General features: G+C 58.9%; 22 protein-coding genes and 1 tRNA gene. 9 read left to right on the forward strand and 14 right to left on the reverse strand.

The window, feature by feature from the left end; genetic code table 11:
* Positions 1-3: 3 nt before the first annotated feature.
* The 6 genes from prfA to argS form a co-directional block, all read right to left on the reverse strand.
* Positions 4-1,083, reverse strand: coding sequence for a peptide chain release factor 1 (prfA, locus tag IEV00_RS03135; protein WP_188358852.1), 1,080 nt, complete (start codon positions 1,081-1,083; stop codon positions 4-6).
* A gap of 16 nt (positions 1,084-1,099) precedes the next feature.
* Positions 1,100-3,157 (reverse strand): transcription termination factor Rho, encoded by a 2,058-nt coding sequence (gene rho, locus IEV00_RS03140; RefSeq protein WP_188358853.1) that lies wholly within the window; start codon positions 3,155-3,157, stop codon positions 1,100-1,102.
* A 263-nt stretch (positions 3,158-3,420) separates the two neighbouring features.
* Positions 3,421-4,434, reverse strand: coding sequence for a homoserine kinase (gene thrB, locus IEV00_RS03145; protein WP_229723036.1), 1,014 nt, complete (start codon positions 4,432-4,434; stop codon positions 3,421-3,423).
* A 49-nt stretch (positions 4,435-4,483) separates the two neighbouring features.
* Positions 4,484-5,782, reverse strand: coding sequence for a homoserine dehydrogenase (locus tag IEV00_RS03150; protein WP_188358854.1), 1,299 nt, complete (start codon positions 5,780-5,782; stop codon positions 4,484-4,486).
* Between the two features lie 189 nt (positions 5,783-5,971).
* Positions 5,972-7,456: a diaminopimelate decarboxylase gene (gene lysA, locus IEV00_RS03155; RefSeq protein ID WP_188358855.1), complete on the reverse strand. Its 1,485-nt coding sequence runs from the start codon at positions 7,454-7,456 to the stop codon at positions 5,972-5,974.
* A complete protein-coding gene (gene argS, locus IEV00_RS03160; RefSeq protein ID WP_188358856.1) occupies positions 7,457-9,118 on the reverse strand; it encodes an arginine--tRNA ligase in 1,662 nt (553 codons plus the stop codon).
* A gap of 72 nt (positions 9,119-9,190) precedes the next feature.
* On the opposite strand from argS, the gene IEV00_RS03165 reads away from it, so the two are divergent.
* The 3 genes from IEV00_RS03165 to IEV00_RS03175 all read left to right on the forward strand — a co-directional run bounded on the left by IEV00_RS03165 (position 9,191) and on the right by IEV00_RS03175 (position 10,972).
* Positions 9,191-9,264: transfer RNA gene (locus IEV00_RS03165), tRNA-Arg, on the forward strand.
* A gap of 112 nt (positions 9,265-9,376) precedes the next feature.
* Positions 9,377-10,231, forward strand: a complete 855-nt coding sequence (locus IEV00_RS03170; RefSeq protein ID WP_188358857.1) for an alpha/beta hydrolase — start codon at positions 9,377-9,379, stop codon at positions 10,229-10,231.
* 24 nt (positions 10,232-10,255) lie between these two features.
* Entirely contained in the window at positions 10,256-10,972 is a 717-nt protein-coding gene (locus IEV00_RS03175; protein WP_188358858.1) for a GNAT family N-acetyltransferase, read from the forward strand.
* Here IEV00_RS03175 and IEV00_RS03180 read toward each other — a convergent pair.
* A complete protein-coding gene (locus tag IEV00_RS03180) occupies positions 10,969-11,592 on the reverse strand; it encodes an isochorismatase family protein (protein ID WP_229723037.1) in 624 nt (207 codons plus the stop codon). The genes IEV00_RS03175 and IEV00_RS03180 overlap by 4 nt on opposite strands.
* Positions 11,593-11,670: 78 nt before the next feature.
* On the opposite strand from IEV00_RS03180, the gene IEV00_RS03185 reads away from it, so the two are divergent.
* The 5 genes from IEV00_RS03185 (at position 11,671) to IEV00_RS03205 (ending at position 18,117) form a co-directional block, all read left to right on the forward strand.
* On the forward strand, positions 11,671-12,300 hold the full coding sequence (locus tag IEV00_RS03185) for a DJ-1/PfpI family protein (RefSeq protein WP_229723038.1): 630 nt from the start codon (positions 11,671-11,673) through the stop codon (positions 12,298-12,300).
* Between the two features lie 9 nt (positions 12,301-12,309).
* Positions 12,310-12,846, forward strand: a complete 537-nt coding sequence (locus IEV00_RS03190; protein ID WP_188358860.1) for a GNAT family N-acetyltransferase — start codon at positions 12,310-12,312, stop codon at positions 12,844-12,846.
* Positions 12,847-13,050: 204 nt separating this feature from the next.
* Positions 13,051-17,304, forward strand: coding sequence for an ATP-dependent RNA helicase HrpA (gene hrpA / locus IEV00_RS03195; RefSeq protein WP_188358861.1), 4,254 nt, complete (start codon positions 13,051-13,053; stop codon positions 17,302-17,304).
* A 147-nt stretch (positions 17,305-17,451) separates the two neighbouring features.
* Positions 17,452-17,913, forward strand: a complete 462-nt coding sequence (locus IEV00_RS03200; protein ID WP_188358862.1) for a hypothetical protein — start codon at positions 17,452-17,454, stop codon at positions 17,911-17,913.
* 3 nt (positions 17,914-17,916) lie between these two features.
* Positions 17,917-18,117: a helix-turn-helix transcriptional regulator gene (locus IEV00_RS03205; RefSeq protein ID WP_188358863.1), complete on the forward strand. Its 201-nt coding sequence runs from the start codon at positions 17,917-17,919 to the stop codon at positions 18,115-18,117.
* A 77-nt stretch (positions 18,118-18,194) separates the two neighbouring features.
* On the opposite strand, the gene IEV00_RS03210 is transcribed toward IEV00_RS03205, so the two are convergent.
* Together IEV00_RS03210 and IEV00_RS03215 are read right to left on the reverse strand one after the other, a co-directional pair.
* Positions 18,195-18,623, reverse strand: a complete 429-nt coding sequence (locus IEV00_RS03210; RefSeq protein WP_188358864.1) for an HIT family protein — start codon at positions 18,621-18,623, stop codon at positions 18,195-18,197.
* Positions 18,624-18,629: 6 nt separating this feature from the next.
* Positions 18,630-19,280 (reverse strand): MBL fold metallo-hydrolase, encoded by a 651-nt coding sequence (locus IEV00_RS03215; protein ID WP_188358865.1) that lies wholly within the window; start codon positions 19,278-19,280, stop codon positions 18,630-18,632.
* A 148-nt stretch (positions 19,281-19,428) separates the two neighbouring features.
* On the opposite strand from IEV00_RS03215, the gene IEV00_RS03220 reads away from it, so the two are divergent.
* On the forward strand, positions 19,429-19,854 hold the full coding sequence (locus IEV00_RS03220; protein WP_188358866.1) for a Fur family transcriptional regulator: 426 nt from the start codon (positions 19,429-19,431) through the stop codon (positions 19,852-19,854).
* On the opposite strand, the gene IEV00_RS03225 is transcribed toward IEV00_RS03220, so the two are convergent.
* From IEV00_RS03225 to IEV00_RS03245, 5 genes are all read right to left on the reverse strand, one after another.
* The gene (locus IEV00_RS03225) at positions 19,851-20,750 is read right to left on the reverse strand and encodes a metal ABC transporter permease (protein ID WP_229723039.1); all 900 of its coding nucleotides are present in this window, start codon (positions 20,748-20,750) and stop codon (positions 19,851-19,853) included. The genes IEV00_RS03220 and IEV00_RS03225 overlap by 4 nt on opposite strands.
* On the reverse strand, positions 20,750-21,595 hold the full coding sequence (locus IEV00_RS03230) for a metal ABC transporter ATP-binding protein (protein ID WP_188358867.1): 846 nt from the start codon (positions 21,593-21,595) through the stop codon (positions 20,750-20,752). The genes IEV00_RS03225 and IEV00_RS03230 overlap by 1 nt, the downstream gene beginning before the upstream one ends.
* A 5-nt stretch (positions 21,596-21,600) precedes the next feature.
* Complete coding sequence (locus IEV00_RS03235) at positions 21,601-22,569, reverse strand: metal ABC transporter solute-binding protein, Zn/Mn family (RefSeq protein ID WP_188358868.1); 969 nt, start codon at positions 22,567-22,569, stop codon at positions 21,601-21,603.
* A gap of 155 nt (positions 22,570-22,724) precedes the next feature.
* Complete coding sequence (locus IEV00_RS03240) at positions 22,725-23,810, reverse strand: hemolysin family protein (protein ID WP_188358869.1); 1,086 nt, start codon at positions 23,808-23,810, stop codon at positions 22,725-22,727.
* On the reverse strand, positions 23,807-25,144 hold the full coding sequence (locus IEV00_RS03245; protein WP_188358870.1) for a hemolysin family protein: 1,338 nt from the start codon (positions 25,142-25,144) through the stop codon (positions 23,807-23,809). The genes IEV00_RS03240 and IEV00_RS03245 overlap by 4 nt, the downstream gene beginning before the upstream one ends.
* Positions 25,145-25,333: the final 189 nt, after the last annotated feature.

Here is a 25,333-nt window from a genome sequence, read left to right on the forward strand (position 1 = left end):
GAATTAGTTCTCTTCCTGGCCGAGCTGTTCGAGTCGGGCCGCCTCGTCCATCTCGATAGCCGACTGGATGACCGGCTCCAAATCGCCGTCCAGCACAGCATCAAGGTTGTAGGCCTTGTAGCCGGTGCGGTGGTCAGCAATGCGGTTCTCGGGGAAGTTGTAGGTGCGGATGCGTTCCGACCGGTCCATGGTCTTCACCTGAGAGTGGCGCTTCTCGGCATTCTCAGCGTCAATCTGCTCCTGCTGCCAGGCCAGCAGACGGGCGCGGAGCACGCGCATAGCAGCTTCACGGTTCTGAATCTGCGATTTCTCGTTCTGCATAGCCACCACAATGCCGGTGGGCAGGTGGGTAATACGCACGGCCGAGTCGGTGGTGTTCACCGACTGACCACCGGGGCCGGAGGAACGATAGACGTCGATCTTCAGATCGTTCTGGTTAATGGCGATTTCCTCGGGCTCATCGACCTCGGGGAAAACCAGCACGCCGGCAGCCGAGGTGTGAATACGACCCTGGGACTCGGTGGCGGGAACGCGCTGCACACGGTGCACGCCGCCCTCGTACTTGAAGTGGGCATAGACGCCCTCGGCGGGATCGTTGGAGTTACCCTTAATCGCCACCTGAACGTCCTTGTAGCCGCCCACCTCGGTCATGTTGGACTCGATAATCTCGGTCTTCCAACCCTTAGACTCGGCGTAGCGGGTGTACATGCGTAGCAGGTCACCGGCAAAGAGCGACGCTTCGTCGCCACCTTCGCCACCCTTGACCTCAAGAATCACGTTGCGGCCGTCGTCGGGATCACGGGGAATCAGCAGACGGCGCAGGCGCTCCTGGGCCTCGGGTAGCTGGGCCTCGATCGACTCCACCTCGGCGGCAAAGTCAGGATCTTCTGCGGCCATTTCCTTGGCAGCTTCAAGGTCATCGGTAAGGGCATTGACGCGGTTGTTGGCCTCAACAATGGAGTTGAGCTCAGCGTAGCGTCGGCCCAGCTTACGCGCCTTGCCCTGGTCAGCGTGAACCGCGGGGTCAGCCAGCTGTTTCTGAAGATCAGCGTGCTCATCGAGCAGAGACTGAATTTCGTACATGATGCCTTCTTACTTTTTAGTCGTTGGGGTTGGTGCCCAGGCCGGACTTCTGAACGGTGAGCAGGAATTCAACGTTGGAACCGGTATCGCGTAGCTTGGAGGTCAGCACGCCCAGTGCCTGTTCCTGGTCAAGACCGGCCAGCACGCGGCGCAGGCGCCACATAATCTTGACCTCTTCGGCAGAGAGCAGGTTCTCTTCGCGGCGGGTGCCGGAGGAGTTCACGTCTACCGCGGGGAAGATACGCTTGTCCGCCAGCTGGCGGGACAGGCGCAGCTCCATGTTGCCGGTGCCCTTGAACTCCTCGAAGATCACTTCGTCCATCTTGGAGCCGGTCTCCACCAGGGCGGTGGCCAGAATGGTCAGCGAGCCGCCCTCTTCGATGTTGCGGGCTGCACCAAAGAACTTCTTGGGCGGGTAGAGCGCTGCCGAGTCAACACCGCCGGAGAGAATACGACCGGAGGCAGGAGCTGCCAGGTTGTAGGCGCGACCCAGGCGGGTCATCGAATCCAGCAGAACCACCACGTCCATGCCCTGCTCCACCAGGCGCTTAGCGCGCTCAATCGCCAGCTCAGCCACGGTGGTGTGGTCATCGGCGGGGCGGTCAAAGGTCGAAGCGATAACCTCACCCTTGACGGTGCGCTGCATGTCGGTGACTTCTTCGGGGCGCTCGTCCACCAGAACCATCATCAGGTGAACTTCGGGATTGTTGGTGGTAATCGCGTTGGCGATGGACTGAAGCATCAGGGTCTTACCCGCCTTAGGAGGCGAGACAATCAGACCGCGCTGGCCCTTACCAATGGGGGCCACCAGGTCCACCACGCGGGTGCCAATCTTCTTGGGCTCGGTTTCCAGGCGCAGGCGCTCCTTGGGGTAGAGCGGGGTGAGCTTGGAGAAGTCGCGGCGGTTCTTGGACTCTTCGGGTTCCAGACCGTTGATGGAGGTCAGCTGAACCAGAGCGTTGAACTTCTGGCGCTGGTTGTTCTTGTTGTTGTCGTTCTCGCGGGGTGCGCGGATAGCGCCCACCACGGCATCGCCCTTGCGCAGGCCGTAGCGCTTGACCTGGTTCAGGGAAACATAAACGTCAGAGGCACCGGGCAGGTAGCCGGAGATGCGCACGAAAGCGTAGTTATCGAGCACGTCGAGAATACCGGCAACGGGCACCAGCACGTCGTCCTCTGAAATCTCGGGCTCGTCGTAGTCATTGTTGTTGCGGCGGTTACGCTGACGGCGCTCGTTCTGGCGCTCGCGGCGGTTGCGGTTACGGCTACGGCGGTCGTCGTCGGGGCCGTTGTTGCGGTTGTTCCTCTCGCCGCGGTCGTTCTTGTCTGACTTCTCGGACTTCTCGCCCTCGTTCTCAGACTTCTCGTTGTTGCGGTCGCCGCGATCGTTGCGGTTGTTACGGGTGCGCTTGCGGGTGTTGCGCTCCTCGTTCTTCTCCGACTTTTCAGATTTCTCTGCCTTGTCAGCCTCGTTTTCGGCCTTGTCGGACTTCTCGGCTGCCTCTTCGGAGCTAGCCTGCTCGTCTGACTTTTCTGCCTCGGCCTTGGGCCCGGAGTCTTTGGTCTTGCGGCGGTTGTTGCGGGTGCGGGTACGCTTGGGCTTTTCTTCGCCCTCGCCCTTCTCCGCAGTCTCAGCCGAGGTCTGCTCGCCCGCTGCCGCGGCGTCGTCCTGCTGTTCAGCGGGTGCGGCGGACTCTGCGGCCTCGGGTGCCGAGATGGCGCGGCGGTTACGACGGCGTGCCGGCGCCTTCTTCTCGGTCTCTCCCTCGGCTGCCTCGGCGGAGGTTTCAGCGGGAGCCGGAACGGTCTCTTCAGTTGCCTCAGCAGGCGCTGCCGCCTTCTTGCGGGTGCGCTTGGGCTTCTCTTCGGCGGGAGCCTGCTCTTCTAAGGCGGGAGCAGCGCCGCCGCGCTGGTGGTTGGTAATAGCCTCAACCAGGTCGGACTTACGCATGCGGCGAGCGCCGGTAATGCCCAACTGGGATGCCAAAGACTGGAGCTGAGCGAGCTTGAGGCTGCTCAAAGACGGCGATTTGGTTTCTTCCGTTCCCGCAGTGCGGTCGGTGGATTCTGCCACGAAGGTTCCTTCCCCTCGGTCAAATGTCGAAAAATATTTCGTGATGGCACACGAGACGTGCCGGTATTCCACAGCAGATTCAGTGAAATACAGTGCTGTTTCTCGGTAGGTAGTGCACGGTTGAACCGGATAGAGCTACTGAGAGTTTGCCTAATTAGCTTGATGCACGGCTATGCGTTAAAGCTGGTGAATTCCTCGCGGTGAGGTCAAACTGCGGTGAGTTTTCTCGGCGAGAGAATTGTGAAGCGAAGAAAGAAAACTTTTTAGTTTTCGATTTCTTCTCGTGTAATCATAACACCTTTGGTGTCGATATCTACAGGTAGTACACGCCAATTCAGGGCGCGCCCCTGATAACGGCCCACGGTGGGGTGGTCGCCAGAATGCTCGATGACCTGCATAATCCGTGCCCGTTCTTCTTCTCCGCGGGCAAAAACCATCACGGTGGGGCCCGCGCCCGAAATCACCGCGGCGTAACCAAGCCCACGCAGCACCGTGACCAAGGACGCCGAGGGCTTCATGGCGGTGGCGCGGTAGGACTGGTGGAGCAAGTCGGCGGTGCCGGCAAAGATAAACTCGGGGTGGTTAGACAGCGCCTGAGCCAGTAGCGCAGCGCGGCCGGAGTTAGCGGCGGCCTCGCGGTGGGGAACGGTCTCGGGAATCAGCCCGCGCGCCACCTTGGTGGGCACCTCGTAGTCGGGAATCGCCACCACCGGCAGAATTTCGGGGTGAACGTCAACGGGCAGAGAGTGCCAGCCGAAGTCATCACCGTAGGAAATCACCAGCCGTCCATAGAGGGAGGGGGCAACGTTATCGGGGTGGCCCTCCATGCCCGAGCAGATCTGTAGCACGGCGTCGTCGTCCAGGCGCACCTCTTCGGGGAGCAGGGCGTTAGCGGCGCTCACGCCAGCCACAATCGCCGAGGCAGACGAACCCATACCGCGCGAGTGCGGAATCTTATTGGTTGCCCGGATGTGCAGGCCGGGCAGCTCAAACAGGCCCACGGCCTTCCAGGCGGTATGCATGGCCTTGACCACCAGGTGGTTTTCATCGCGGGGAACCTCGTCGGCACCCTCACCCGCCAGCTCAAATTCCAACCCCGACTCAATGCGGGTAACCACCAGCTCGTCGTAGTAGGCCAGCGAAACTCCCATCGAGTCATAACCCGGGCCCAGGTTGGCGCTGGAGGCAGGAACCTGCACCGTCACCCGGGTTCCTACCGGGATAATATCGGGGCTGAAGTGGGCTTCGTCTGAACCGTCAATCATGGGAAGGGGCATGGTGAATCTTTCGCGGGTGGAGAGCTTGCTGGGGGGGGTAGGACGGCGCTTATTCGCCTTCGACTCGGATTACCGAGGTAATCTCGCGCACGGTATCCAGGGAGTCAATCACGGCCATGGTCTTGCGCAGGTTCTCGTCGCTGGCTCGGTGGGTCACGATTCGGATAGAAGAGACGCCCTCTCCCGACGCATTCTTGGACTTGGTCTGGCGGATGGTCTGAATGGAGACACCGTGTTCGGCAAAGATACGGGTGATATTGGCCAGAACACCCAGCTTATCGTCCACCTCGATACCCACCGAATAGCGGGAAACCACCCGGTTCATGGGGGTGGCAGCCAGCTGCGCGTAGGTGTACTCGGGCACACCGGAGCCACCCAGCACCAGGCGGCGAGCAATTGCCACAAAGTCGCCGAGCACCGCCGAAGCGGTGGGGGCGCCACCGGCACCGGGGCCGTAGAACATCAGCTCACCGGCGTTCTCCGCCTGCACAAACACAGCATTGTAGGCATCGTGCACCGAGGCCAGCGGGTGCTCCCGCGCCACCAGGGTGGGGTTAACCCGAATGTTCACGCCCTCGCCGTCCCGCTCACAAATCGCCAGCAGCTTAATAACGTAGCCGTCGGTGGCAGCCGCAGCGACGTCGTCGGCGGTAATAGAGGTAATACCCTCGCAGTGCACGTCATCGATAGTGAACTCCGAGTGGAAGGCAAGGTTGGCCACGATAGCCGCCTTAGAAGCGGCGTCATAGCCCTCGACGTCGGCGGTGGGGTCGGCCTCCGCGTAGCCCAGGCGCTGCGCCTCGGCCAGGGCATCTTCAAACTGGGCACCGGTGGTGTCCATCTGATCAAGAATGTAGTTGGTGGTGCCGTTCATAATGCCCAGCACGCGGGTGACCGTATCGCCCGCCAGAGAATCCCGCAGGGGGCGCAGAATCGGAATCGCACCGGCCACCGCAGCCTCATAGGAGAGCTGGGCACCCGACTTGGTAGCGGCGGCCTGCAGCTCAGAACCGTGCTTGGCCAACAGGGCCTTATTGCCCGAGACCACCGACTTACCGGCGGTCAGCGCCCGCAGAATCCGGGTGCGGGCCGGCTCAATGCCGCCGGTCAGCTCAATCACCACATCGGCGGCATCAATCAGGGCATCAGCATCGGTGGTGTAGAGGGAAGAATCCACCTCGTAGTGGCGCTTAGCAGAAGTATCACGCACGGCAATACCGATCAGCTCAACCTCGGTGCCCACCCGCTCGCTGAGCATCGGCGCTTCCTCAGTCAAAATTCGGGCAACCTGGGAACCCACGTTACCCGCGCCGAGCAGAGCCACCTTGATGACCTGAGAATTAGCCATGGAAATACTCCTGAATTGAAGTCAATGGATTAAAGTCTGGGGCACACCGATGCGGCGTCCGCTTGTATTGTCTCAGAAAGTGACCCCGGATGCACCGTGCGCGCCGAGTGTCCGGCATGTGACAATGTTGCGCCAGCACCCCGCGCAGGCAGAGCCTTTCCGAACCCCGCTTGGCGGTCGTGACACCGTTTAGAGAAGACCCTGGTCCCTCGCCAGAAGGTCTTCCTCGGTCTCCCCGCGAATCATCAGGCGGGGCTCCTGCTGCGCCTTAGTGGCTACCACCGGCGGCCTGGTCAGCATGTTGTAGTTGGAAGACAGCGCATAGCAGTAGGCGCCGGTTGCAGGAACAGCCAGGATGTCGCCCGCCTTCAAATCTTCCGGCAGGTAGGTATAGCGCACCACAATATCGCCCGACTCGCAGTGCTTACCCACTACTCGAGAGAGCACCTGCTCCCCCGCCGGAGCCCGGTTAGCCAGCACCGCCGTATAGTCGGCGTCATACAGCACCGGGCGAGCGTTATCGCTCATACCGCCGTCCACCGATACGTAGCGGCGCACCCGGGTTTCCCCGTGCTCGTCCTCAATCGCCACGTTCTTGATGGTGCCCACGGTGTAGAGGGTGATGCCCGAGGGGCCAGAAATCGATCGACCCGGTTCAAAGGAAAGGTGAGGAATCTCCATGCCCAGGTTGGCACAGGTCTTTGACACCGAATCGGCCAGCTCGGTGGCAACATCGGCGGCGGCCCGGGGCTGCTCGCCCTCGATGTAGCCAATGCCGTAACCGCCACCCAGGTCAATTTCGGGTAGCTCCACCTCAAAGCGCCGGTTGAGCTCCTGCATATAGCCCAGCACCTTCTCGGCGGCCTTGGAGAAGCCCTCCGCCTCGAAAATCTGCGAGCCAATGTGGCAGTGCAGACCCCGCAGGTCAATACTCTCAGCACGCAGGGCCAGCGCTACAGCCACCGTTGCGTAGGCGTCGTCCTCCCGTAGCTCCAGGCTCTCCAGCTCCTCGGCCGAAACGCCCGCCAGGCGGGCAGTACCCGCCGCCATTGACTGGCCGAACTTCTGGTCCTCGTGCGCGGTGGCAATGAAGTCGTGGGTGGAGGCGTGGACGCCGGGGGTCACCCGCAGCATGACCGGGGCGATCTTACCCATCTCGGTAGCAATCTGAGCAATCAGCTGCACCTCGGGAATCGAGTCGGCGACAATGCGGCCCACCCCGTAGTCCAGGGCACGGCGAATCTCCGCCACAGACTTGTTGTTGCCGTGCAGGGCAATCTTTTCGCCGGGAACACCCGCACGCATCGCCACCGCCAGCTCACCACCGGAGGCAGTATCGAGGTTCAGTCCCTCCTCGTGAGCCCAGTGGGCCACAGCGGTAGACAGAAAGGACTTGCCCGCGTAGTAGACCGAAACCTCAGCGCCGTGCTCCTCGAAAGCCTGGCTAAAAGCATCTCGGAACTCGCCTGCGCGAGCGCGGAAGGCAGACTCCGAGAACACATACTCGGGGGTGCCGAACTTTTCGGTGAGCTCGGTGACCGGGCAACCATCGACGGTGAGTTCCCCGCTCTCATCCCGCTGGAAATTATCCAGCCAAATGGTGCGGTTGAGCTCAGCGGGGTTCTCGGGGTAGGTCAGCCAGTCAGGCTTGAGCAGGGCTGCTTCTGCACCCATTTACATCTTCTCCGGTGCGGTAACGCCCAGCAGTCCCAGGCCGTTGGCCAGAACGGTGCGGGCTGCATTGTTCAAGAGCAGGCGGGTGCGGTGCAGGTCAGAGACCTCTTCATCTGCCTGGGGAGCCACGCGGGAGTTGCCGTACCAGGAGTGGTAGGCAGAGGCAAGGGCTTCCAGGTAGCGGGCAACCCGGTGGGGCTCGCGGAAGTTAGCGGCTTCCTTGACGATGTTGGGGTACTGGGCCAGAACCGCCAGAAGCTCGTTGTCTGACTCGGTATTCAGCAGCGAGGTATCGATGCTGGAATCGTCCACGCCAGCGGCCTGAGCATTGCGGGCAACAGCGCAGGTGCGCGCGTGGGCATACTGCACGTAGAAGACCGGGTTCTCGTTGGACTGCTTGGAGAGCAAGTCAAGGTCGATATCGATGTTTGAATCCACCGAGTAGCGGGTCAGGGTGTAGCGGGCAGCGTCTACGCCCACGGCGTCCACCAGATCCTCAAGAATCACGATGGTACCCGCACGCTTAGACATGCGCACCGGCTTGCCGTCCTTGACCAGGTTCACCATCTGGCCGATCATCACCTCAACCCGGTCGGGGTCATCCCCCAGCGCCGCAGCCGCAGCCTTAAGGCGGGCGACATAGCCGTGGTGGTCTGCACCCAGCATGTAGATAGCGGTATCGGCGGGGTTTTCAGGGCGGTTAATCTTGTCCTGGAAATAGGCGATGTCACCGGCGATGTAGGCGGCGTTGCCGTCAGACTTAATCACCACGCGGTCTTTATCGTCCCCGAAATCAGTGGACTTCAGCCACCAGGCGCCGTCCTTGAAGTAGAGGTTCTCCGAAGACTTGAGCTCCTCCAGTAGTTCGTCTACCTTGCCGTTCTCAAAGAGGGAGTTCTCGTGGAAGAAAACATCAAAGTCAACCTTGAAATTGTGCAGGGACTCCTTGATATCAGCGAACATGAACTCAACACCGGCAGCGCGGAATTCCTCCTGGGGATCCTCCGCCTGAAGAATCTCGGGATGCTCGGCGGTCACGCGGTTGGCAATATCGGTGATGTACTCTCCACCGTAACCGTCTTCGGGTGCGGGCTCATTCTTGGCGCGGGCCAGCAGGGAGCGGGCAAAACGGTCAATCTGGGTGCCGTGATCATTGAAGTAGTACTCCCGCACCACCTTGGCGCCGGTTGCTTCAAGAATACGGGCCAGCGAGTCACCCACAGCCGCCCAGCGGGTACCGCCCAAGTGAATGGGGCCGGTGGGGTTTGCCGAAACGAACTCGAGGTTAATGGTCTTTCCCGCGAGGTCTTCGTTGGTGCCGAACTTCTCGCCCGCAGAAACAATAGTCTGCGCCAGCTCACCCGCCGCAGCGGCGTCCAGCACAATATTCAAAAAGCCGGGGCCAGCAATATCAACCTTGGCAACGCCTGCCAGGTTCTCAATCTTGCTAGCCAAAACCTGCGCTACCTCACGGGGGTTCTTACCCACCTTCTTGGAAATCTGCAGGGCCACGTTGGTAGCCCAGTCGCCGTGGTCGCGGTTCTTGGGTCGCTCAACCCGAACGTCGGGGAGCTCTGCGCCCTCAACCAGGGTCAATTCGCCGGATTCTAGGGTTGCCGCCAGAGCAGCGGAGATTGCTTCTGAGAGTTCTTCGGGAGTCATAAGGGCTAGTTTACCCAAATCGGCATAACTCTGGTAAAGTAAACGTGTTGTTTCAGCAGGGCTGTGACACTTGCCTCTGTAGCTCAGTGGATTAGAGCACCAGTTTCCGGTACTGGGGGTCGAAGGTTCGAATCCTTTCAGGGGCACTTTTTTATACCCAAAACGCTCCGCAAGCATCTACACATTGCAAAATATTTTGGTTCTACTAGTGAATCCTGCCACACTTAGAGTAGCAATTTCCCGAGACAAGGATCCACAGTGAAACCAGAAACCGGCTTTTACACCCGAGCCCATTCCGACTCCCAGAGCTATGACTTTTATCGGGCGGAGTCTGAGAACGCCCCGCTGTTGCTTTATGTGCACGGGGGCGCCTGGCGCTACGGTGATAAGGAATCTCTCTTTGCCAGCGAGAACGGTGTGCACCGCCTGCGCGAGGTCTTCCACGAAGCCGGTTTTGCCTGTGCCTCTATCAACTATCGGCTCTCTGACGAGGCAACTTTCCCCTCGCAAATTCACGATGTCAAGGCGGCGATCCGCCACTTCAAGAAGCACGCGGTGAACTTCGGGATTGACCCGGCGCGCGTCGTCCTCGCGGGTGGCTCAGCCGGCGGGCACCTCACCCAGCTGGCCGCGGCCACCGGTGGGGCGGGCGATCTCTACTATGACGGCGAGGAGTCGGCGACCTCCCCTGCCCTGGCCGCCGCCGTGAGCATCTACGGCGTGTCAGATCTACGCACCATCTATGACGACCGCGAGTTGCAGGGCTTTCCCCGCGTTCACCCCGATGATGAGGACGCCGAGGTGCGGCTTCTCGGCGGGCAGAAACCCGGCGAGCCGGGTAGCCAGGCGGAGATGAACTGGACTCTGGCCCACCCCTATGACCTAGCGCTTTCTGCCAGCCCGCAAACTTTCGCCCCCACCTATTTCCTGCACGGCACCGCTGACTCGGTAGTGCCCCCGGTGCAATCAACCCGCATGTATGAGGAACTTTCTGCCCGCGGTATTCCTACTTCCCTGGATTTGGTGGAGGACGCCGAACACGCCGATATTCGCTGCTACGCAGACCCGCACCTGGAGAAGCTCAAGGCATGGGTTCTGGAGCAGATTTCTTAGCAGGCTACAGGTGGAGGTAGAGAGATGACCCGCTATAACGAGCTTGGCCAGCCCATTGGCGCAGCCCTTGAAAACTGGCAACGGCGCCCGGCACCGGAGAGGGTGAAGCTGACAGGCGCCTACTGCACGCTTGAGCCCCTGGAGCCACAACACTTTGATTCGCTCATTGAGGCGGCGGCACTCGATCCCAGCGGGCAGATGTGGACCTACCTGCCGGTGGGCCCCTTTGAGTCAGACTCGGCTTTTCGCGACTACCTGGCTCGTTGCTCGGCCTCAGCCGATCCGCTGCATTTTGCCGTGCTTGATGTATCGGGCCGGGCGGTGGGCACGGTTTCGCTGGCCGATATCAATCCTGAGATGGGGGTAGTAGAGATGGGCTGGGTAACCTACACTCCCCTGCTCCAGCGCACCGTGGCCGCCACAGAGGCGCAGTTTCTACTGATGAAGTACGTGTTCGATAACCTGGGTTATAGGCGCTACCAGTGGAAGTGCGACTCGCTGAATATGCCCTCGCGTAGGGCAGCAAAACGCCTGGGCTTCAAGTTCGAGGGCATTTTCCGCAACGCCACCATTTATAAGGGACGAACCCGCGACTCTGCCTGGTTCTCCATCATCGACTCGGAGTGGGCAGACCTGCGGGAGTCCTTTGAAAAGTGGCTGGCACCGGAAAATTTTGATGCGCAGGGGCACCAGCGAGCTTCTCTGGCCAGCTTCCGTGGCCATGAAGACAACGCTGGCTAGGCTCCCAGGGTAGCAAGCGAGACAACCTGACCCACGGTTTCCCCGATTTGGGTTAGGGTTCGGCTGTGTTTCTCCGAGTTCAGGTCTGCACTGGCATCGGCCACCACAAAAAATTCTAGGTCCCGAGCGAGCGCGTCAAAACCTGTAGCGAGAATACCGCCACCGGTAAAGACCCCGCCAATCACCAGCTGGTCCCGTCCCAGTCTGCGCAGCTCAGTCTCAAGATCGGTGGCAAAGAAAGCGCTCAGAGAGCGTTTTCTGATAAGGGGCACCCCAGGCTCTTGGAGTGAGCCCGCAATAAAGTCTCGGGTTTGATCAAGGGTGGGGCCTATGCCCCAGAGCTTATAGCCGATGCCCCGCTGGTTCGCGGAGTGAGCCGGCCGAGGCACCGAAGCAAGCACAGGAACCCGGTGTTCTTCAGCCCAGCCCATCAAGCTAGCAAGGTTTTCTGCCAGTTGGGCCTGAACCTGTGAAGGCAGTTTTTCGGTGTAATAGCGGATAGTATCGTGAATGAGCACCGCGGCGCGGTGAGGGCTAATCTCCCAGCCCTCTCTGCCCTCGCCCAGCCCAAAGTTCAGCTCGGCGAAATCCTCAAGTGTAAAGCTACTGACCGCTTCCATCGCTTTAGCTACCCTTCTCCTCACCGCATAAAATTTCTGTATAGGATTCAATCCTACCGAGCAGCAAGGAATGAAGTTGTGAAAATATCGGTGATCCTCTTTGAAGGTTTTGAGCTTCTCGATGTCTTTGGCCCCGTGGAGCTTCTCAGTTTTGTGGAGGGCTGGGAAATCGAGTATCTCGCTCTTGTTCCCGGCCCGGTGCGAAGTTCCCAAAGTGCCCGTGTGGTCGCCGAAAAGTCCTTGGCTGAGGTAGAGGAAACCGACATGCTCTTGGTTCCGGGCGGGCGGGGCACGCGGGGTCTTGTTGAGGACGACGCTTTCCTCACCCGTCTGCGTCAGCTCGGCGAAAACGCGCGGTGGGTAGCTTCGGTCTGCACAGGGTCTGCCCTACTTGCCGCAGCCGGGCTCCTAGAGGGGCACCGGGCAACCAGTAACAAACGCGCTTTCAACTGGGCTACTTCCTTCGGTAGCGACGTCACCTGGCTTTCCCGTGCCCGCTGGGTTCATAGCGGAAACCGCTGGACCTCCTCGGGCATTTCAGCCGGAATAGATATGGCGGCGGCTTTCATTCGACACCTCAGGGGTGAAGGTGAAGCCGAGCGTATCTGTCAGATTGCTGAAATAACGGTGCGTACAGATTCCCTGGATGATCCCTTTGCGGTAGATACCCGTGCGTCATCTCCTGCCTCAGCGATGAGTTCGAGCTAGGCTAAAGGCATGATTCTCACCTGGCCCTTTACTCCGCAGCCCCTAGCCGACCAGGATTTCAGGCTTGTGCCCTGGAACCGAACCAGCGATATTCCCGGCGTGGTACACGACCTCACCGCGAGCTCACAGGATACCCTCATGCTGGAATTTACCCAGGTTCCAGAGAACTACACCGAGGCCATGGCAGAGAGCTTTCTCAGCGACCAGCAGGCAGTGCGCTGGGCTATCACGGTGGAGAACCGCTACTGCGGCAACATCGAGTTCAGGCTAGAAAGTGAAGAGAGCCGGATAGCCAGCGTTGGCTACAGCATCTCACCCTGGGCCCGGGGGCAGGGCCTGGCAGCGCGAGCTCTCAAACTGGCAGCTCCCCAAGCCTTTGCCCAAGGGGTCTTCCGGCTAGAGCTGCGCGCCGCCGTCCACAATCAGCCCTCCCGAGCCACCGCCGAAAAGGCCGGCTTTACCTTCGAGGGCGTAGCCCGCGCTGGCGAACAGCTGCGCGGAAAGATTCACGACCTGGCGGTCTACTCGCGCCTGGCTACAGACTAGCCCATCCCCCCCTGTTTACCTGGGGTAGAACTGGGCGGTGGACGAAGTGTAGGTCAGCACCTGACCGGTGGAGATCTACAGACAGCCGGGTACCTACGATAGATAGCGGCGACTAGTTTAAAATCACCTACGCTACGCTTACTTACTTTCCGCCGTTTATCTTGATCGTCAGTACAAAATCCGCGGGCTAAAATAGAAAACAATATGTCTCAGGATCAGTCACAGAAGAAGCGCGGCAACCGCTCGCGCCCCCAGCAGTCCCAGCCCCAGCCCCGGCCCCAGCGCGAGTATCGGCCGTTTATTCCGGCAACCATCACCTACCCCGAGCAACTCCCGGTCTCAGAACACCGCGATGAGATCAAGAAGGCCATTGAAGAGAACCAGGTGGTTATCATCGCCGGTGAGACCGGCTCGGGTAAAACCACCCAGATTCCCAAGATGTGCCTTGACCTGGGCCTGGGAGAAAAGGGCCTGATTGGCCACACCCAGCCGCGGCGCCTGGCAGCCCGCTCCGTTGCCGAACGCATCGCCGAAGAGCTAGGTCAGGAGATCGGCCAGACCGTGGGCTATCAGGTGCGCTTTACCTCCGAGGTGGGCGAGCAATCGGCCATTAAGCTGATGACCGACGGTATTCTTCTCGCCGAGATTCAGACCGACCCCCTGCTGAAAAAGTACTCCACCATCATCATCGATGAGGCCCACGAGCGCTCGCTCAACATCGACTTCATTCTGGGCTACCTCAAGCGCATTATGCCCCAGCGCCAGGATCTGAAGATTATCATCACCTCGGCAACCATTGACCCCGAGCGCTTTGCCCGCCACTTCTCCCCCAGTTTCGTGCCGGGGGTGGGAATCGTTGACGACACCCTGAGCCCCGAAGAGAAGGAGATTGCCGAGACAACCCTGCCCGACGATGCTCCGCCCATCATCGAGGTCTCGGGCCGCACCTTTCCGGTGGAAATCCGCTACCGGCCTCTGACCGACCCTAAGACCGGCGACGGCGGCGAAGATGAGGATGACTCCGGTGACGGTCTTGAGGACGACGACCGCGACCCCATCGAGGGTATTCTCGACGCTATCCGGGAGCTGGCAGCAGAAGACCCCGGCGATATCCTGATTTTCTTCTCGGGTGAGCGGGAAATCCGCGATGCCGAAGACGCCATTAATGATATGCTCCGCGCCGCCCGCAGGCTGCCCAACTATGAGGTTCTGCCGCTCTTTGCCCGCCTGTCGATGCAGGAGCAGAGCCGGGTCTTCCGCCCAACCGGCAGGCCCCGTATTGTGCTGGCAACCAACGTGGCAGAGACTTCGCTGACCGTGCCAGGCATCAAGTATGTCATCGATACCGGCACCGCCCGTATCTCCCGCTATTCTGCCCGCACCAAGGTGCAGCGCCTGCCCATTGAACGTATCTCCCAGGCTTCGGCCAACCAGCGCTCGGGTCGCTGTGGCCGTGTCTCAGACGGTATCGCCATCCGCCTCTACTCCGAGGAGGACTTCGAGGCCCGCCCCGAGTTCACCGACCCCGAAATTCTGCGCACCAACTTGGCGGCGGTGATCCTACAGATGACCGCCATCGGGGTGGTTCGCTCCGCCACCGACATCGAGAAGTTCCCCTTCGTTCAGCCGCCGGAGACCCGGGCTATTAATGACGGCGTCAACCTGCTCCGCGAGCTGGGTGCAGTTCGCGCGAAGGGCGGGGCGGCGTCGTCCGGAAAATCTCGCAGCCACCGCGGCAACCGGCACGGAGGCAAGAACTCCCCGCTCACCGCGGTGGGCCGCACTATGGCGGCCCTGCCCGTTGACCCGCGGCTGGCGCGCATGATTGTCGAGGCCAACAAGCGCGGCGTGGCCAAAGAAATGATGGTGCTGGCGGCGGCCCTGACCGTTCAGGATCCCCGCGAGCGCCCGGCAGAACATCGAGGCGAGGCAGATGCCCTGCACGCCAGGTTTAAGGACGAAAAATCAGATTTTTCCTCCTATCTGCTGCTGTGGAACTATCTGAACGAGAAGCAGAAAGAGCTTTCCTCCAGCCAGTTCCGCAAGCTCTGCCACCGCGAGTACATTAACTTCCTGCGCGTGCGTGAGTGGCAGGATCTCTTCGCGCAGCTGCGCGAGATTGGCCGTTCCGCCAAGATTAGTGTGTCGGGCGGGCGCGAGATTAATGCAGCTGCCCACGAGGACGACATTCACAAGTCCCTGCTCTCGGGCCTACTTTCCCACATCGGCCTCAAAGACGAGCGAAACCGCCACGAGTACCAGGGCGCCCGCGGTACCCGCTTTCAGATTTTCCCCGGCTCGGGGCTCTTCAAGAAGAATCCCGAGTGGCTGGTCTCTGCCGAGTTAGTGGAAACCTCTCGGCTCTGGGCCCGGGTCAATGCCGCGATTGAGCCGGAGTGGGTTGAAGAGGTGGGCTCCCACCTGGTGAAAAAACAGTACTCCGAGCCCCACTGGTCGTCAGCCCAGGGCTCGGTTCTGGCCCACGAGAAAGTCACCCTCTTTGGTGTACCTGTAATCGCTGATCGCCGTGTTCAGTTTTGGCGTATTGACCCGCAGGCAGCCCGCGAGATGTTCATTCGCTCCGCCCTGGTGGAAGGCGACTGGAAGACCAACCATAAGTTCTTCGCCCGTAACCAGCGAGCACTGGCGGAGGTCGAGGAGCTAGAGGCCCGCCTGCGGCGCCGTGACCTGCGCGTGGACGACCAGACCCTCTTTGACTTCTACGACGCCCGCCTACCCCAGGATATTTACTCCGAGCGCCATTTTGACCGGTGGTGGAAAGAAGAGCGCCGCAAGAACGAGCACCTGCTCGATTTCAATCCCGAGAATCTCATTGACGAAGAGGCCGCCGACTACGACGAAACCGAGTTCCCCCGTACCTGGACTGTCTCGACTACCGGTGGCGACCTCACCCTGGATTTGCGCTACGAGTTTGCTCCCTCGGTTTCCATCGGCGGTGTTCGCTCTTCGGAGACCAAGGCAGACGGTATTGCGGTGCAGGTTCCCATTCTCTTTCTCAACCAGCTAGAGCAGGCCCCTTTTGAGTGGATGATTCCCGGCCAGAGAGTAGAGCTGGTGACCGCCCTGATCAAGTCCATGCCCAAGGCGGTGCGCAAGAACTTTGTGCCTGCCCCCGACGTTGCCCGGGCAGCGGTGCAAAAGCTGAACGAGGACTTCTCCCCCGCCACCGACTCTATCGAGGAGTCGCTGGCACTGGTGTTGCGCCGCCTGCGCGGTGTGGTGGTTGATCCTTCAGTCTTCAACTGGAATGCCGTTCCCGATCACCTGCGCTTCACCTTCCAGGTGCGCAACCGGCAGAACAAGATTCTGGGCGAAAGCAAGTCCCTGGACGAGCTCAAGTCTGCCCTGCACGATCAGATTCGCTCCGCCCTGGCGGCGTCTTTGGGTGCTTCCGCCGATACCTTTGCCGCGATGTCGGCTATGGCAGGTGCCGGGGTGAAGGGCTCTGGGCAGGGCCGAGGTCAGGACGCCGCCCGTGCGGCTTCTGCCTCCGCGTCAGGTGGAGCCGGGGCAGGAAAGTCTCAGCGCGGGAACCAGGCTTCCCATCAGCACGGCGTGCGCGAGGTATCTGGTCTTACCAGCTGGCCCGAAACTGACCTTCCCCGCAAGATTGAACGGACGATTGCCACCCAGACCGTAGCCGGCTATCCCGCCCTGGTCGATGAGGGCTCCTCGGTGGGAGTCAAGATTTTTCCGCAGGCGACAGAGGCAGAAAAAGCCCAGCGCTCCGGAGTCATTAGGCTTTTGCAGCTGCAGGTTCCCTCACCGGTGCGGTATGTCTCTGACCACCTTTCCAACCGAGAGAAGATTGTCTTTACTCAGAACCCCCACGGGTCGATTGACTCGCTGATTGAGGATTGCACGGTAGCAGCCCTCGACCGGCTGACTCCGGCCGCCGTGCCCTTTACCAGGGCTGACTATGACCGTTTGTTCAACGCCGTGCGGGCCGATCTCATTGATACGGTTTTTGAGGTCACCAAACTGGTGGCGGATATTCTCTCTGAGACCGCCAAGGTCAAGAAACTGGTGAAGAAATCAACCTCGCTGAGCGTGGTTCATGCCATGACCGATATTAAGTCCCAGCTCGATAATCTGGTTTATCCCGGTTTTGTGGCTGAGACCGGCTATGCGCAGCTGGTGCACCTGCCCCGCTATCTGACAGCAATCTCCAAGCGCATCGAAAAGCTGGGCCCCAACGTCAATAAAGACAACCAGCTGATGCTCACCGTGCAGGATTTGGAAGACGAATTTGATTCAGCGGTGAAGAAGCTACCGGCTGGCACCTCACCCTCTGCCGAGCTTGAGGCGGTGGGCTGGATGATTGAGGAACTTCGGGTCTCCTTCTTCGCTCAGGAGCTGGGCACCGCCTACACGGTTTCCGAGAAGCGAATCCGCAAGGCCCTGCGCGAGGCCCTGGAAGCGCTGAAGAACTCCTAATTCTTAATGGTTGAAGGAGAGGCAGCTGGCCAGCCGCCTCTCCTTCAGTCTCAATAATTTAGTAAAGTTTGCTTGACACCTCTTTGAGCATAAAAGTAAAGTTAGTTTTACATTCGATAGTCAAGCAAGCTTTACACAGGAGTGGGCATGCACAACACACAAGAACGCAGCACATTTGGGCGAGCCAAGTTCGGCGGGAGCTCTACGCTACTCATCACTATTAGTTTGGTAAGCGGGGCCCTATTAGCTCTATTGTTCGCTTTTGGAATTTACCTTGTGCAAGATTCCAAACTTCCTTGGTGGGGAATTCTACTAGCGGCACTACCTCTCTATCCAGTTACCGCAGCCACGATTTGGGCAATTTTTGTAGATAGAAACACCATCAAAGGCGCTGTGAAAAACCCTGAAAATTCCATTGAAAATAGTTGGTTTTCCAAGGCTGCCGAGTCTAGTTTTTGCATAATTGTTGCTGTGCTTGGAATCGGAGCAGGCGTCACAGCTATCTTCGACTTAGAGTTTCAAACAGATATGGTTCTGACCGCAGCAACGATGCTTTGCTTCATTGTTTTCTTTGTTTGCTATCAGTTCCATAAGAGAACCGGCAGGTAGTCAGTGCAGAATAAACTCAAGGAATTACGCGCAGAGCAGGGTTTTTCTCAGCAGAAGTTAGCTGACCTATTAGGGGTTTCTCGCCAGACAATTATCAGTATTGAGAAAGGCAAATTTGACCCGTCACTCCCCCTGGCATTTGACCTGGCACGAACGTTCAACTGCTCGATTGAAGATATTTTCACACCAGACCGACTAGATTAAAAACTTCTCCCTGGGGTTAGTGCCGGTTCCCTGCTGAAAATCGACAGGGAACCGGCACTAACCCCAGGGAGAACCCGTTAAGATTCGGGAACAAAGTCCCCGTGGCCCGCCTCAGTCAGAGCCGCCCGAATCTTAGCGGCGGCGTCGTCCAGGTCTTCAGGCTTGGGGTCGCGGTCTACGTTGGCGAAATTGAAGGTCTCAATACCCTGGGCAGGGAAAACGTGAACGTGAACGTGGGGAACGTCCAGACCAACAATTTCAACGCCCACCTTGGCGGGGTGCCACACCGAGTCGATGGCCTTGCCCACCGTCTGGGCGACCTCGAATACCCGGGCGGAAAGGTCTGCGGGCATATCAATCCAGTGCTCAATTTCCTGGCGGGGAACCACCAGTACGTGACCGGGCGCCAGGGGCTCGATGGTCAGAAAGACCACCACCCGGTCATCTTTCCACACGAAACGGCCGGGAAATTCGCCCTCGATAATCTTGGTAAAAACGCTAGCCATCTTTGCTTAGACCTCCACGCTCTTGCCGGATTCCAGGTGCTTGTACTCGGTACCGTACTTTGCTCCAAAGTCGGTAATCTGCGATTCCATAATGCCGTGGCCGTTGCTGTTAATCAGACCGTTGTGAATGGGGAAAGCAACCTTAGCACGCACAGAGATTACAAAGTCAATAGTCTCTTGAATCTTTGACCAGGGGGCGTGAATTGGCACGAGCAGGGTCTTGACCTTCAGGCCGTGGGGCACCACCAGGGAGTCGCCTGGGTGGTAGACATTCTCATCAATCAGAAAGGCCACATTGTCGATGGTCTTAATGAGCGGATGGATCAGGGCGTGCTGGCCACCAAAAGTCTTCACCTCAAAGTTACCCAGCGAGAAGGCTTCTTCCCCCTCCACCGTGGTTACTTCAACAGAGGGAGCAGCTTCGCGAACCTGGTCAGCAACGGCAGCCGGTGCATAGACCTTGACCTCGGGGTGCTCCGCCAAGTAAGCGTTAACACGCTCGGCGTCAAAGTGGTCGGGGTGGGCGTGGGTCACCAGAAGAAAATCTGCGCCCTCCAGGGCGGTCTCAACTTCGGAGAAGGTACCGGGGTCAAGCACCAGCACCCGGTCGTCTTTTTCAATGCGGACACAGGAGTGAGTAAATTTAGTCAGTTTCATACTTCCACCCTAGTGCCCCGCGCCACCTCTAGCCAGTATCCCCGCCCAAAATTGAGTCGGGTTCCGCCCAGCGAAAAGAGCCCTGGTTCAGCGAAAGAGCTGGTGTAAAGTATGGGGGAGAATTTTGAACCCGAGGTGAGGATTAGTCGTGGCTGAAACTAGCGCAAAGCCTGAGGTGCGCAACACCAAGCAGCGCCGCACCGTCAAGGCAACTATAGACGGTCTGGAAGATTTCATCTCTGCCCAGGACCTCCACCAGCTCATGCTTTCCCGCGGTGAGTCGGTTTCTCTGGCAACCACCTACCGCATTTTGCAGTCTCTGGCGGAGCACAATGAGGTTGATGTGCTCAAGACCGCCGATGGTGAGGCAATCTACCGTAAGTGCCAGGTGGAGCACCACCACCATCATCTGCTCTGCCGTTCCTGCGGTGCAGCCGAGGAACTAGAGGTTCCCGATCTTGAAGAGTGGGCCTCGGAAATCGGTGCCAAGTTCGGCTTTAGCGACGTGCAACACGTTATTGAGGTGACCGGTATCTGCTCGAACTGCCGCGCCAAAGAAAAAGGGCGAAGCTAAGCAGTAACAGCTTCCCGGCGCCCCGAGGAACTAAAACGACGGCGCGCCAGACCGATGATCTTGCAGATAATGTAGATTAGGAAAGAAATCGTGGTGACGTAGGGGCTAATGGGCAGTGACCCTGCCAGCGCCAGAAGAATACCGCCCACAATCGCAAGCTCGGCAAAAATTACCGACCAGATCAGGGCCTTGACCGGGGAGGCGGTAATTTGCAGTGCCGCTGCCGCGGGGGTAATGAGCAGGGCGAGTACCAGCAGGGAGCCCACCACCTGAACGGAGAGGGCGGTGGCAATACCAACGATTACCATGAAGGTCAGCGACAGTCCCCGCATGGGAACTCCCTTAGCGCGGGCTACTTCGGGGTCTACCGAGGCAAAGGTCAAAGGCCGCCAGATAGCCAATAGGGCCAGCACCACAATCACAGCGCCCACTACCATCTCGGTCAGCTGGGCCGAGTCAACCGAAACAATCTGGCCGGTGAGCAGAGAGAACTTATTAGCCGAACGCCCCTCGTAGAGAGAAAGAAAAAGAATACCCAGGCCCAGCCCAAAGGGCATGAGTGCACCAATCACAGAGTTAGACTCATCATGCTTGACTCCCATGAGGCCGATTAGCACGGCAGAGGCAATGGAGCCCACCAGCGAGCCGGTCACCACGTCGTAGCCCAGGAGCAAGAAGAGGGCAGCACCGGCAAAAGACATTTCAGCAATTCCGTGCACGGCAAAAGCGTGGTCACGCATCATAATGAAGGTGCCAGCGAAGCCACCGATAATACCCAAAACTGCACCGGCAAGAATTGACTGGCTGAGCATGTCAAAGAGACGGCCGTAGTTTTCGAAAACAAAAACGCGGTTCCAGAAATCCGTCAGGGAAAACGCCATCAAAATATTGAGCATTAACGAATCTCCAGTTCGTCGTCGTGGTGGCAGTCGGCGTCCATAGAGCCAACACCGTGGGCCTCTCCCCCAATAACCACGTAGCGGCCGTTGCTGCGGATTACCGAGACCGGGGTCTGGTAGAGGTCGGTGAGAATTTCTGACCGCATGACCTCTTCAACCGTACCCACGGTAAAGCGGCCGTTAGCCAAATAAAGCACACGGTCAACGTGGTCGATAATGGGGTTAATTTCGTGGGTCACAAACACCACGGTTCCACCATCGCTTTTGTTGTAGCGGTGAATGAGGTCTGAGACCGCGTACTGATGGTTGAGATCCAGCGACAGTAGCGCCTCGTCGGCAAAAAGAATTTTCGGGTTGTTGGCCAGCGCCTGGGCTACCCTCAACCGCTGCTGCTCACCGCCGGAGAGCAGGCCCACCGGAACATTGGCATAGTCGCGAGCGCCCACCGCTTCAAGAAGTTCGTCTACCTTAGCGCGGTGTTTTTTACCGCCCAGCCGAATACCCCAGCGGTGGCCGTCAATGCCAAGGCCCACCATGTCCTTTGCCCGCATGGGAGTGTTAACCGGAATTCCCCGCTGCTGGGGAATATAACCAATACCGGGGTTGCCGCGACGGGCCGGTTGACCCAGCACGCGAATACTACCGGTGCTGAGCTGGGTCAGCCCCAGGGCCACCTTCAAAAAGGTTGATTTGCCGGAGCCGTTGGGCCCGAGCACGGCAAAGTACTCGCCCTGCCTAATGGTCAGATTCAGATCATCCCAGAGGTGGCGATTACCAAAGGAAAGCCCGCCCCCAACGACTTCAAGCGCTGCGGGGGCGGAGCTGGTTGACGAATGTGTCATAGATACTAAGCTACTGCGTTCTTGATGTTATCGATATTAGTCTGCATCCAGCTTACGTAATCTTCTCCCTCGGGCAGGGTTTCGGTGAATGATGTATTGGGCACATCGTTCTCCTGGGCTGCATTGAGAATCTCATCGGTCTGGGCGGTGGAAGTCTGCTCGTTGTAGGCCAGGAAGTCGGTTTCCCCGTTCTTCAGCGAGTCCTTGATTTCCTGCAGGGTCAGGGGCGCGAGATCATTTCCCGATTCCACAGCAGAGGTCAAATCGGCCGGAGTGGAGTCTTCAAAGCCTGCGGTCTGCAACAGGTAGCCGGGAACAGGCTCGGTGGCAACGTAGTGCTTTCCCTCTGCTCCCACTGACTCTGCCTGAGCTGCCAGGTCGTCAATCCGAGTGCCGAAATCATCGGCCGCCTGCACGTACCGGTCTTTGTTGTCCGAGGAAACTTCGCCCAGGCTGGTTGCCACCTGATCCGCGAGTTTTTCCATGGCATCGAGGCTGTACCAAACGTGTTCGTTCAATTCGCCGTGGTCATGGTCGTGTTCATCTTCAGAGCCTTCGTCGTGGCTGTGGCCTTCGGTCAGCTCGGTCATTTCCTCATCAGAGAAGAGGTCAGAGACCTCCACAGCGTTAATAACCTTCTGGTCGGGATTATCGGAGCCCGCCAAATCCTCCATAAAGGCATCGTAGCCACCACCGTTAAGCACTACTACATCGGCATCCTGCACCGCCAGGCGGTCTTGGCTGGTTGCCTCGTAGGAGTGGGGATCCTGGCTAGTGGAGTCAATAATCGAGGTGACTTCTACCGTATCGCCCGCCACCTGCTTGACGATATCGGCGTAAACGTCGGTGGTGGTCACAACCTTAACAGTGTCATCGGAAGATGAGGCATTTGAGGCGTTATCGCCGCTACCGCAGGCGGCCAGGCCCAGGGCCGCGACGGAGAGCACGGCTACGGTCTGCAGGGACTTTTTCATGGAGAACTCCAGTCTAACTATGAAAACGATTCTCAATAAGGCTACTACTGCGGAGAATCATTCGCAATTTCTCGCATAACCCTCCCGCCACACAGGAAAGCGGCGCCCGAACTGTTCTTAGTTCGGACGCCGCGGGGCAGGCGCCTGCCGGGAGGCTAGGAGCCCGCCGCCCGCACCGAAGCCGCTTCGCGGCGTCGTACGTGCTCCTGGGTCTTATCCTTAATTTCACCCACCAGCTGTTCGAGGATGTCCTCGAGGAAGAGCACACCCACCGACTCCCCCTGGGCAGTCATCACGTGGGAAACGTGGGCGCGGTTACGCTGCATGGTGGCCAGAGCATCGTCAATATCCGCCTCGGGGCGAACAATTGACATCTGCCGCAGCTTGCTCCAGGGAAGGGTCTGGTGCATTCGCTCGTCGCTGAAGCTCAGAACGTCCTTGACGTGCAGGTAGCCCATAAAGGTCGAATCCTTAGAGTCTTCCACCACAAAGCGGGAGAAGCCGGTCTGCGCCACTGCCTTCTCCACGTCGGCGGGAGTACAGGGGAACTTGAGGGTCATGATGGAGTCCCGGGCAACCATGATCTCCTCAACCTTCTTCTCGGAGAATTCCAGGGCACCCGAGAGCACACCCGAATCGTCCTCAACAGTACCCTCGGCAGTGGACTCAGCCACCACGTTCTGTAGCTCATCCAGGGTGAAGGTTGAAGAAACCTCAGACTTGGGCTCGATCTTCATCAGGCGTAGCGTATGGTCAGCCAACCAGTTCAGCGCTACCACAATGGGCTTGAGCAGACGGGAGATAAAGACCAGCGGAGGCGCAATCCACAGCGCAATTCCCTGGCCCACCAGAGACACGGTGGCATTCTTAGGAACCATCTCACCGAAAATCACGTGCAGGTAGGTCACCACCACCAGTGCCAGCAAGAAGCCCACAATATCCGCTACCGCCAGAGGAATACCGAAGTGTTCCAGGGGGCCGGCCACCAGGTGGTGCAGGGCGGGCTCGGAGACGTTCAAAATGAGCAGGGAGCAAACGGTGATACCCAACTGGCAGGTCGCCAGCATGAGCGAGACGTGCTCCATGGCGTAGAGGGTGATCTTGGCCCGTTTGTTGCCCGAATCCGCCAACGGCTCAATCTGGGAGCGGCGGGTGGACATAATGGCGAACTCACCCGCCACAAAAAAGGCGTTACCAATCAGCAGTACAACCAGAAGTGCTATTGCTGTCCAATCACTCATGCGCGCACCGAACCTTTCTTCTGGCTTTCAGCAGCTGCTTCAACGTGGTAGCGAATACGGTCTACGCGGCGGTGCTCCATGTGCTCCACCCGCAAAAAGCCGCCGTCCACCGGAACCGTATCGCCGACGTCCGGGACCCGGCCCAGCCGATCCATCATGAAGCCGCCCATGGTCTCGTAGGCAGGGTCGTCTTCCACGTCAAGAACATCAATGTATTCGCTAACCTCATCGGGGCGGAGCAAGCCCGAGAAGACCCAGTCACCCGAGCCCAGCATCAGCGGGCGCTCTTCTACACCGGCGAGTTCGTGCTCGTCGGACACCTCACCCACGATTTCCTCCACCAAATCTTCGAGGGTCGTCATACCGGCGGTGCCGCCGTATTCATCCAACACCATAGCCAGCTGCAGGTTGCCCTCGCGCAGCTGAATCAGTAGGGAGTCCAGGTGCACGGTCTCGGGCACCTGGAGGATCTCCTCCATCAGGGTTCCCGCTTCGAGAGTATGACGCACGTCAGCCGGCACGCTCACGGCCTTTTTGACGTGGACGGCGCCCACCACGTTGTCTTGGTCTTCCCGGTAAAGGGGGAAGCGGGAGTAACCGGTTGATTGGGCAGCTTCAATAATTTCAGAGACCGGTGCGGTGTCTTCGAGCATCACAACCTTGCGGCGGGGAGTCATCACGTCGGCGGCCGTCAGCTCAGAAAAAGAGAGGGTCTTATCCACGAACCGTGCAGTGTCTTCATCGAGGGTTCCCTGCTCAGCGGAGCGGCGAACCATCGAGGACAGCTCCTCGGCAGAGCGGGCGCCAGAGAGCTCTTCTTTTGCCTCCATACCGAACAGATGCAGAATCTTATTGGCGGAGCCGTTCATGAGCTTCACGATCGGGCCCATGACCTTGGTGAAAAGTAGCTGAGAGGGAGCCAACCACTTGGCTACCCGGTAGGGCTCGGCGATGGCCAGGTTCTTAGGAATCAGCTCACCCAGAATCATCGAGAGGAAGGTTGCAATACCCATAGCAAAAACCAGGGTCACGATACTGGCAACATTCTCAGGAAGGCCCCAGCTAGAGATGGTCTCTACCGCTAAATCCTGAATCGCGTAGTCCAGGGTGTAGCCGGTCAGCAGGGTGGTGATGGTAATGCCAATCTGGCAGGAGGAGAGCTGGGTTGAGAGGGATTTCAGGCACTGAAGCACCTTGACTCCACCCTTATCGCCCTTATCTATCTCGTGCTGAACACTGGACTGATCGAGAGCCACGAGAGAGAATTCCACGGCCACGAAGAAGCCGGTGCCCAGAATGAGCAGAAAACCAATAACGAGGAGCAGCCACTCCATCTATACATTCACCGCCTGTCTGCCTACAGTTCCATCCAGCTGCATGAGGTAGGACTGGGGATTTTCCATGACAGTGGTTTGAAAAATTGTGCTGAGTTGAAAACAACTACAAGGGTCATCCATGCCATGAAATTTTACCAGGATAGAAAACCGGACAGAAAGGAAAAACTAAGTGTTCTTTCCATCATT

The sequence above is a fragment of the Rothia aerolata genome, from assembly GCF_014635585.1.
Taxonomy (GTDB): Bacteria; Actinomycetota; Actinomycetes; order Actinomycetales; family Micrococcaceae; genus Rothia; species Rothia aerolata.

Coding starts and splice junctions, on each gene's coding strand:
- lysA (WP_188358855.1), bottom strand. CDS start 7,456: ATGGGTGCAGAAGCAGCCCTGCTCAAGCCTGACTGGCTGACCTACCCC.
- IEV00_RS03245 (WP_188358870.1), bottom strand. CDS start 25,144: ATGGAGTGGCTGCTCCTCGTTATTGGTTTTCTGCTCATTCTGGGCACC.
- IEV00_RS03230 (WP_188358867.1), bottom strand. CDS start 21,595: ATGACACATTCGTCAACCAGCTCCGCCCCCGCAGCGCTTGAAGTCGTT.
- IEV00_RS03190 (WP_188358860.1), top strand. CDS start 12,310: ATGATTCTCACCTGGCCCTTTACTCCGCAGCCCCTAGCCGACCAGGAT.
- argS (WP_188358856.1), bottom strand. CDS start 9,118: ATGACTCCCGAAGAACTCTCAGAAGCAATCTCCGCTGCTCTGGCGGCA.
- IEV00_RS03150 (WP_188358854.1), bottom strand. CDS start 5,782: ATGGCTAATTCTCAGGTCATCAAGGTGGCTCTGCTCGGCGCGGGTAAC.
- IEV00_RS03235 (WP_188358868.1), bottom strand. CDS start 22,569: ATGAAAAAGTCCCTGCAGACCGTAGCCGTGCTCTCCGTCGCGGCCCTG.
- prfA (WP_188358852.1), bottom strand. CDS start 1,083: ATGTACGAAATTCAGTCTCTGCTCGATGAGCACGCTGATCTTCAGAAA.
- IEV00_RS03175 (WP_188358858.1), top strand. CDS start 10,256: ATGACCCGCTATAACGAGCTTGGCCAGCCCATTGGCGCAGCCCTTGAA.
- IEV00_RS03240 (WP_188358869.1), bottom strand. CDS start 23,810: ATGAGTGATTGGACAGCAATAGCACTTCTGGTTGTACTGCTGATTGGT.
- IEV00_RS03210 (WP_188358864.1), bottom strand. CDS start 18,623: ATGGCTAGCGTTTTTACCAAGATTATCGAGGGCGAATTTCCCGGCCGT.
- IEV00_RS03180 (WP_229723037.1), bottom strand. CDS start 11,592: ATGGAAGCGGTCAGTAGCTTTACACTTGAGGATTTCGCCGAGCTGAAC.
- hrpA (WP_188358861.1), top strand. CDS start 13,051: ATGTCTCAGGATCAGTCACAGAAGAAGCGCGGCAACCGCTCGCGCCCC.
- IEV00_RS03225 (WP_229723039.1), bottom strand. CDS start 20,750: ATGCTCAATATTTTGATGGCGTTTTCCCTGACGGATTTCTGGAACCGC.
- IEV00_RS03215 (WP_188358865.1), bottom strand. CDS start 19,280: ATGAAACTGACTAAATTTACTCACTCCTGTGTCCGCATTGAAAAAGAC.
- IEV00_RS03200 (WP_188358862.1), top strand. CDS start 17,452: ATGCACAACACACAAGAACGCAGCACATTTGGGCGAGCCAAGTTCGGC.
- thrB (WP_229723036.1), bottom strand. CDS start 4,434: ATGCCCCTTCCCATGATTGACGGTTCAGACGAAGCCCACTTCAGCCCC.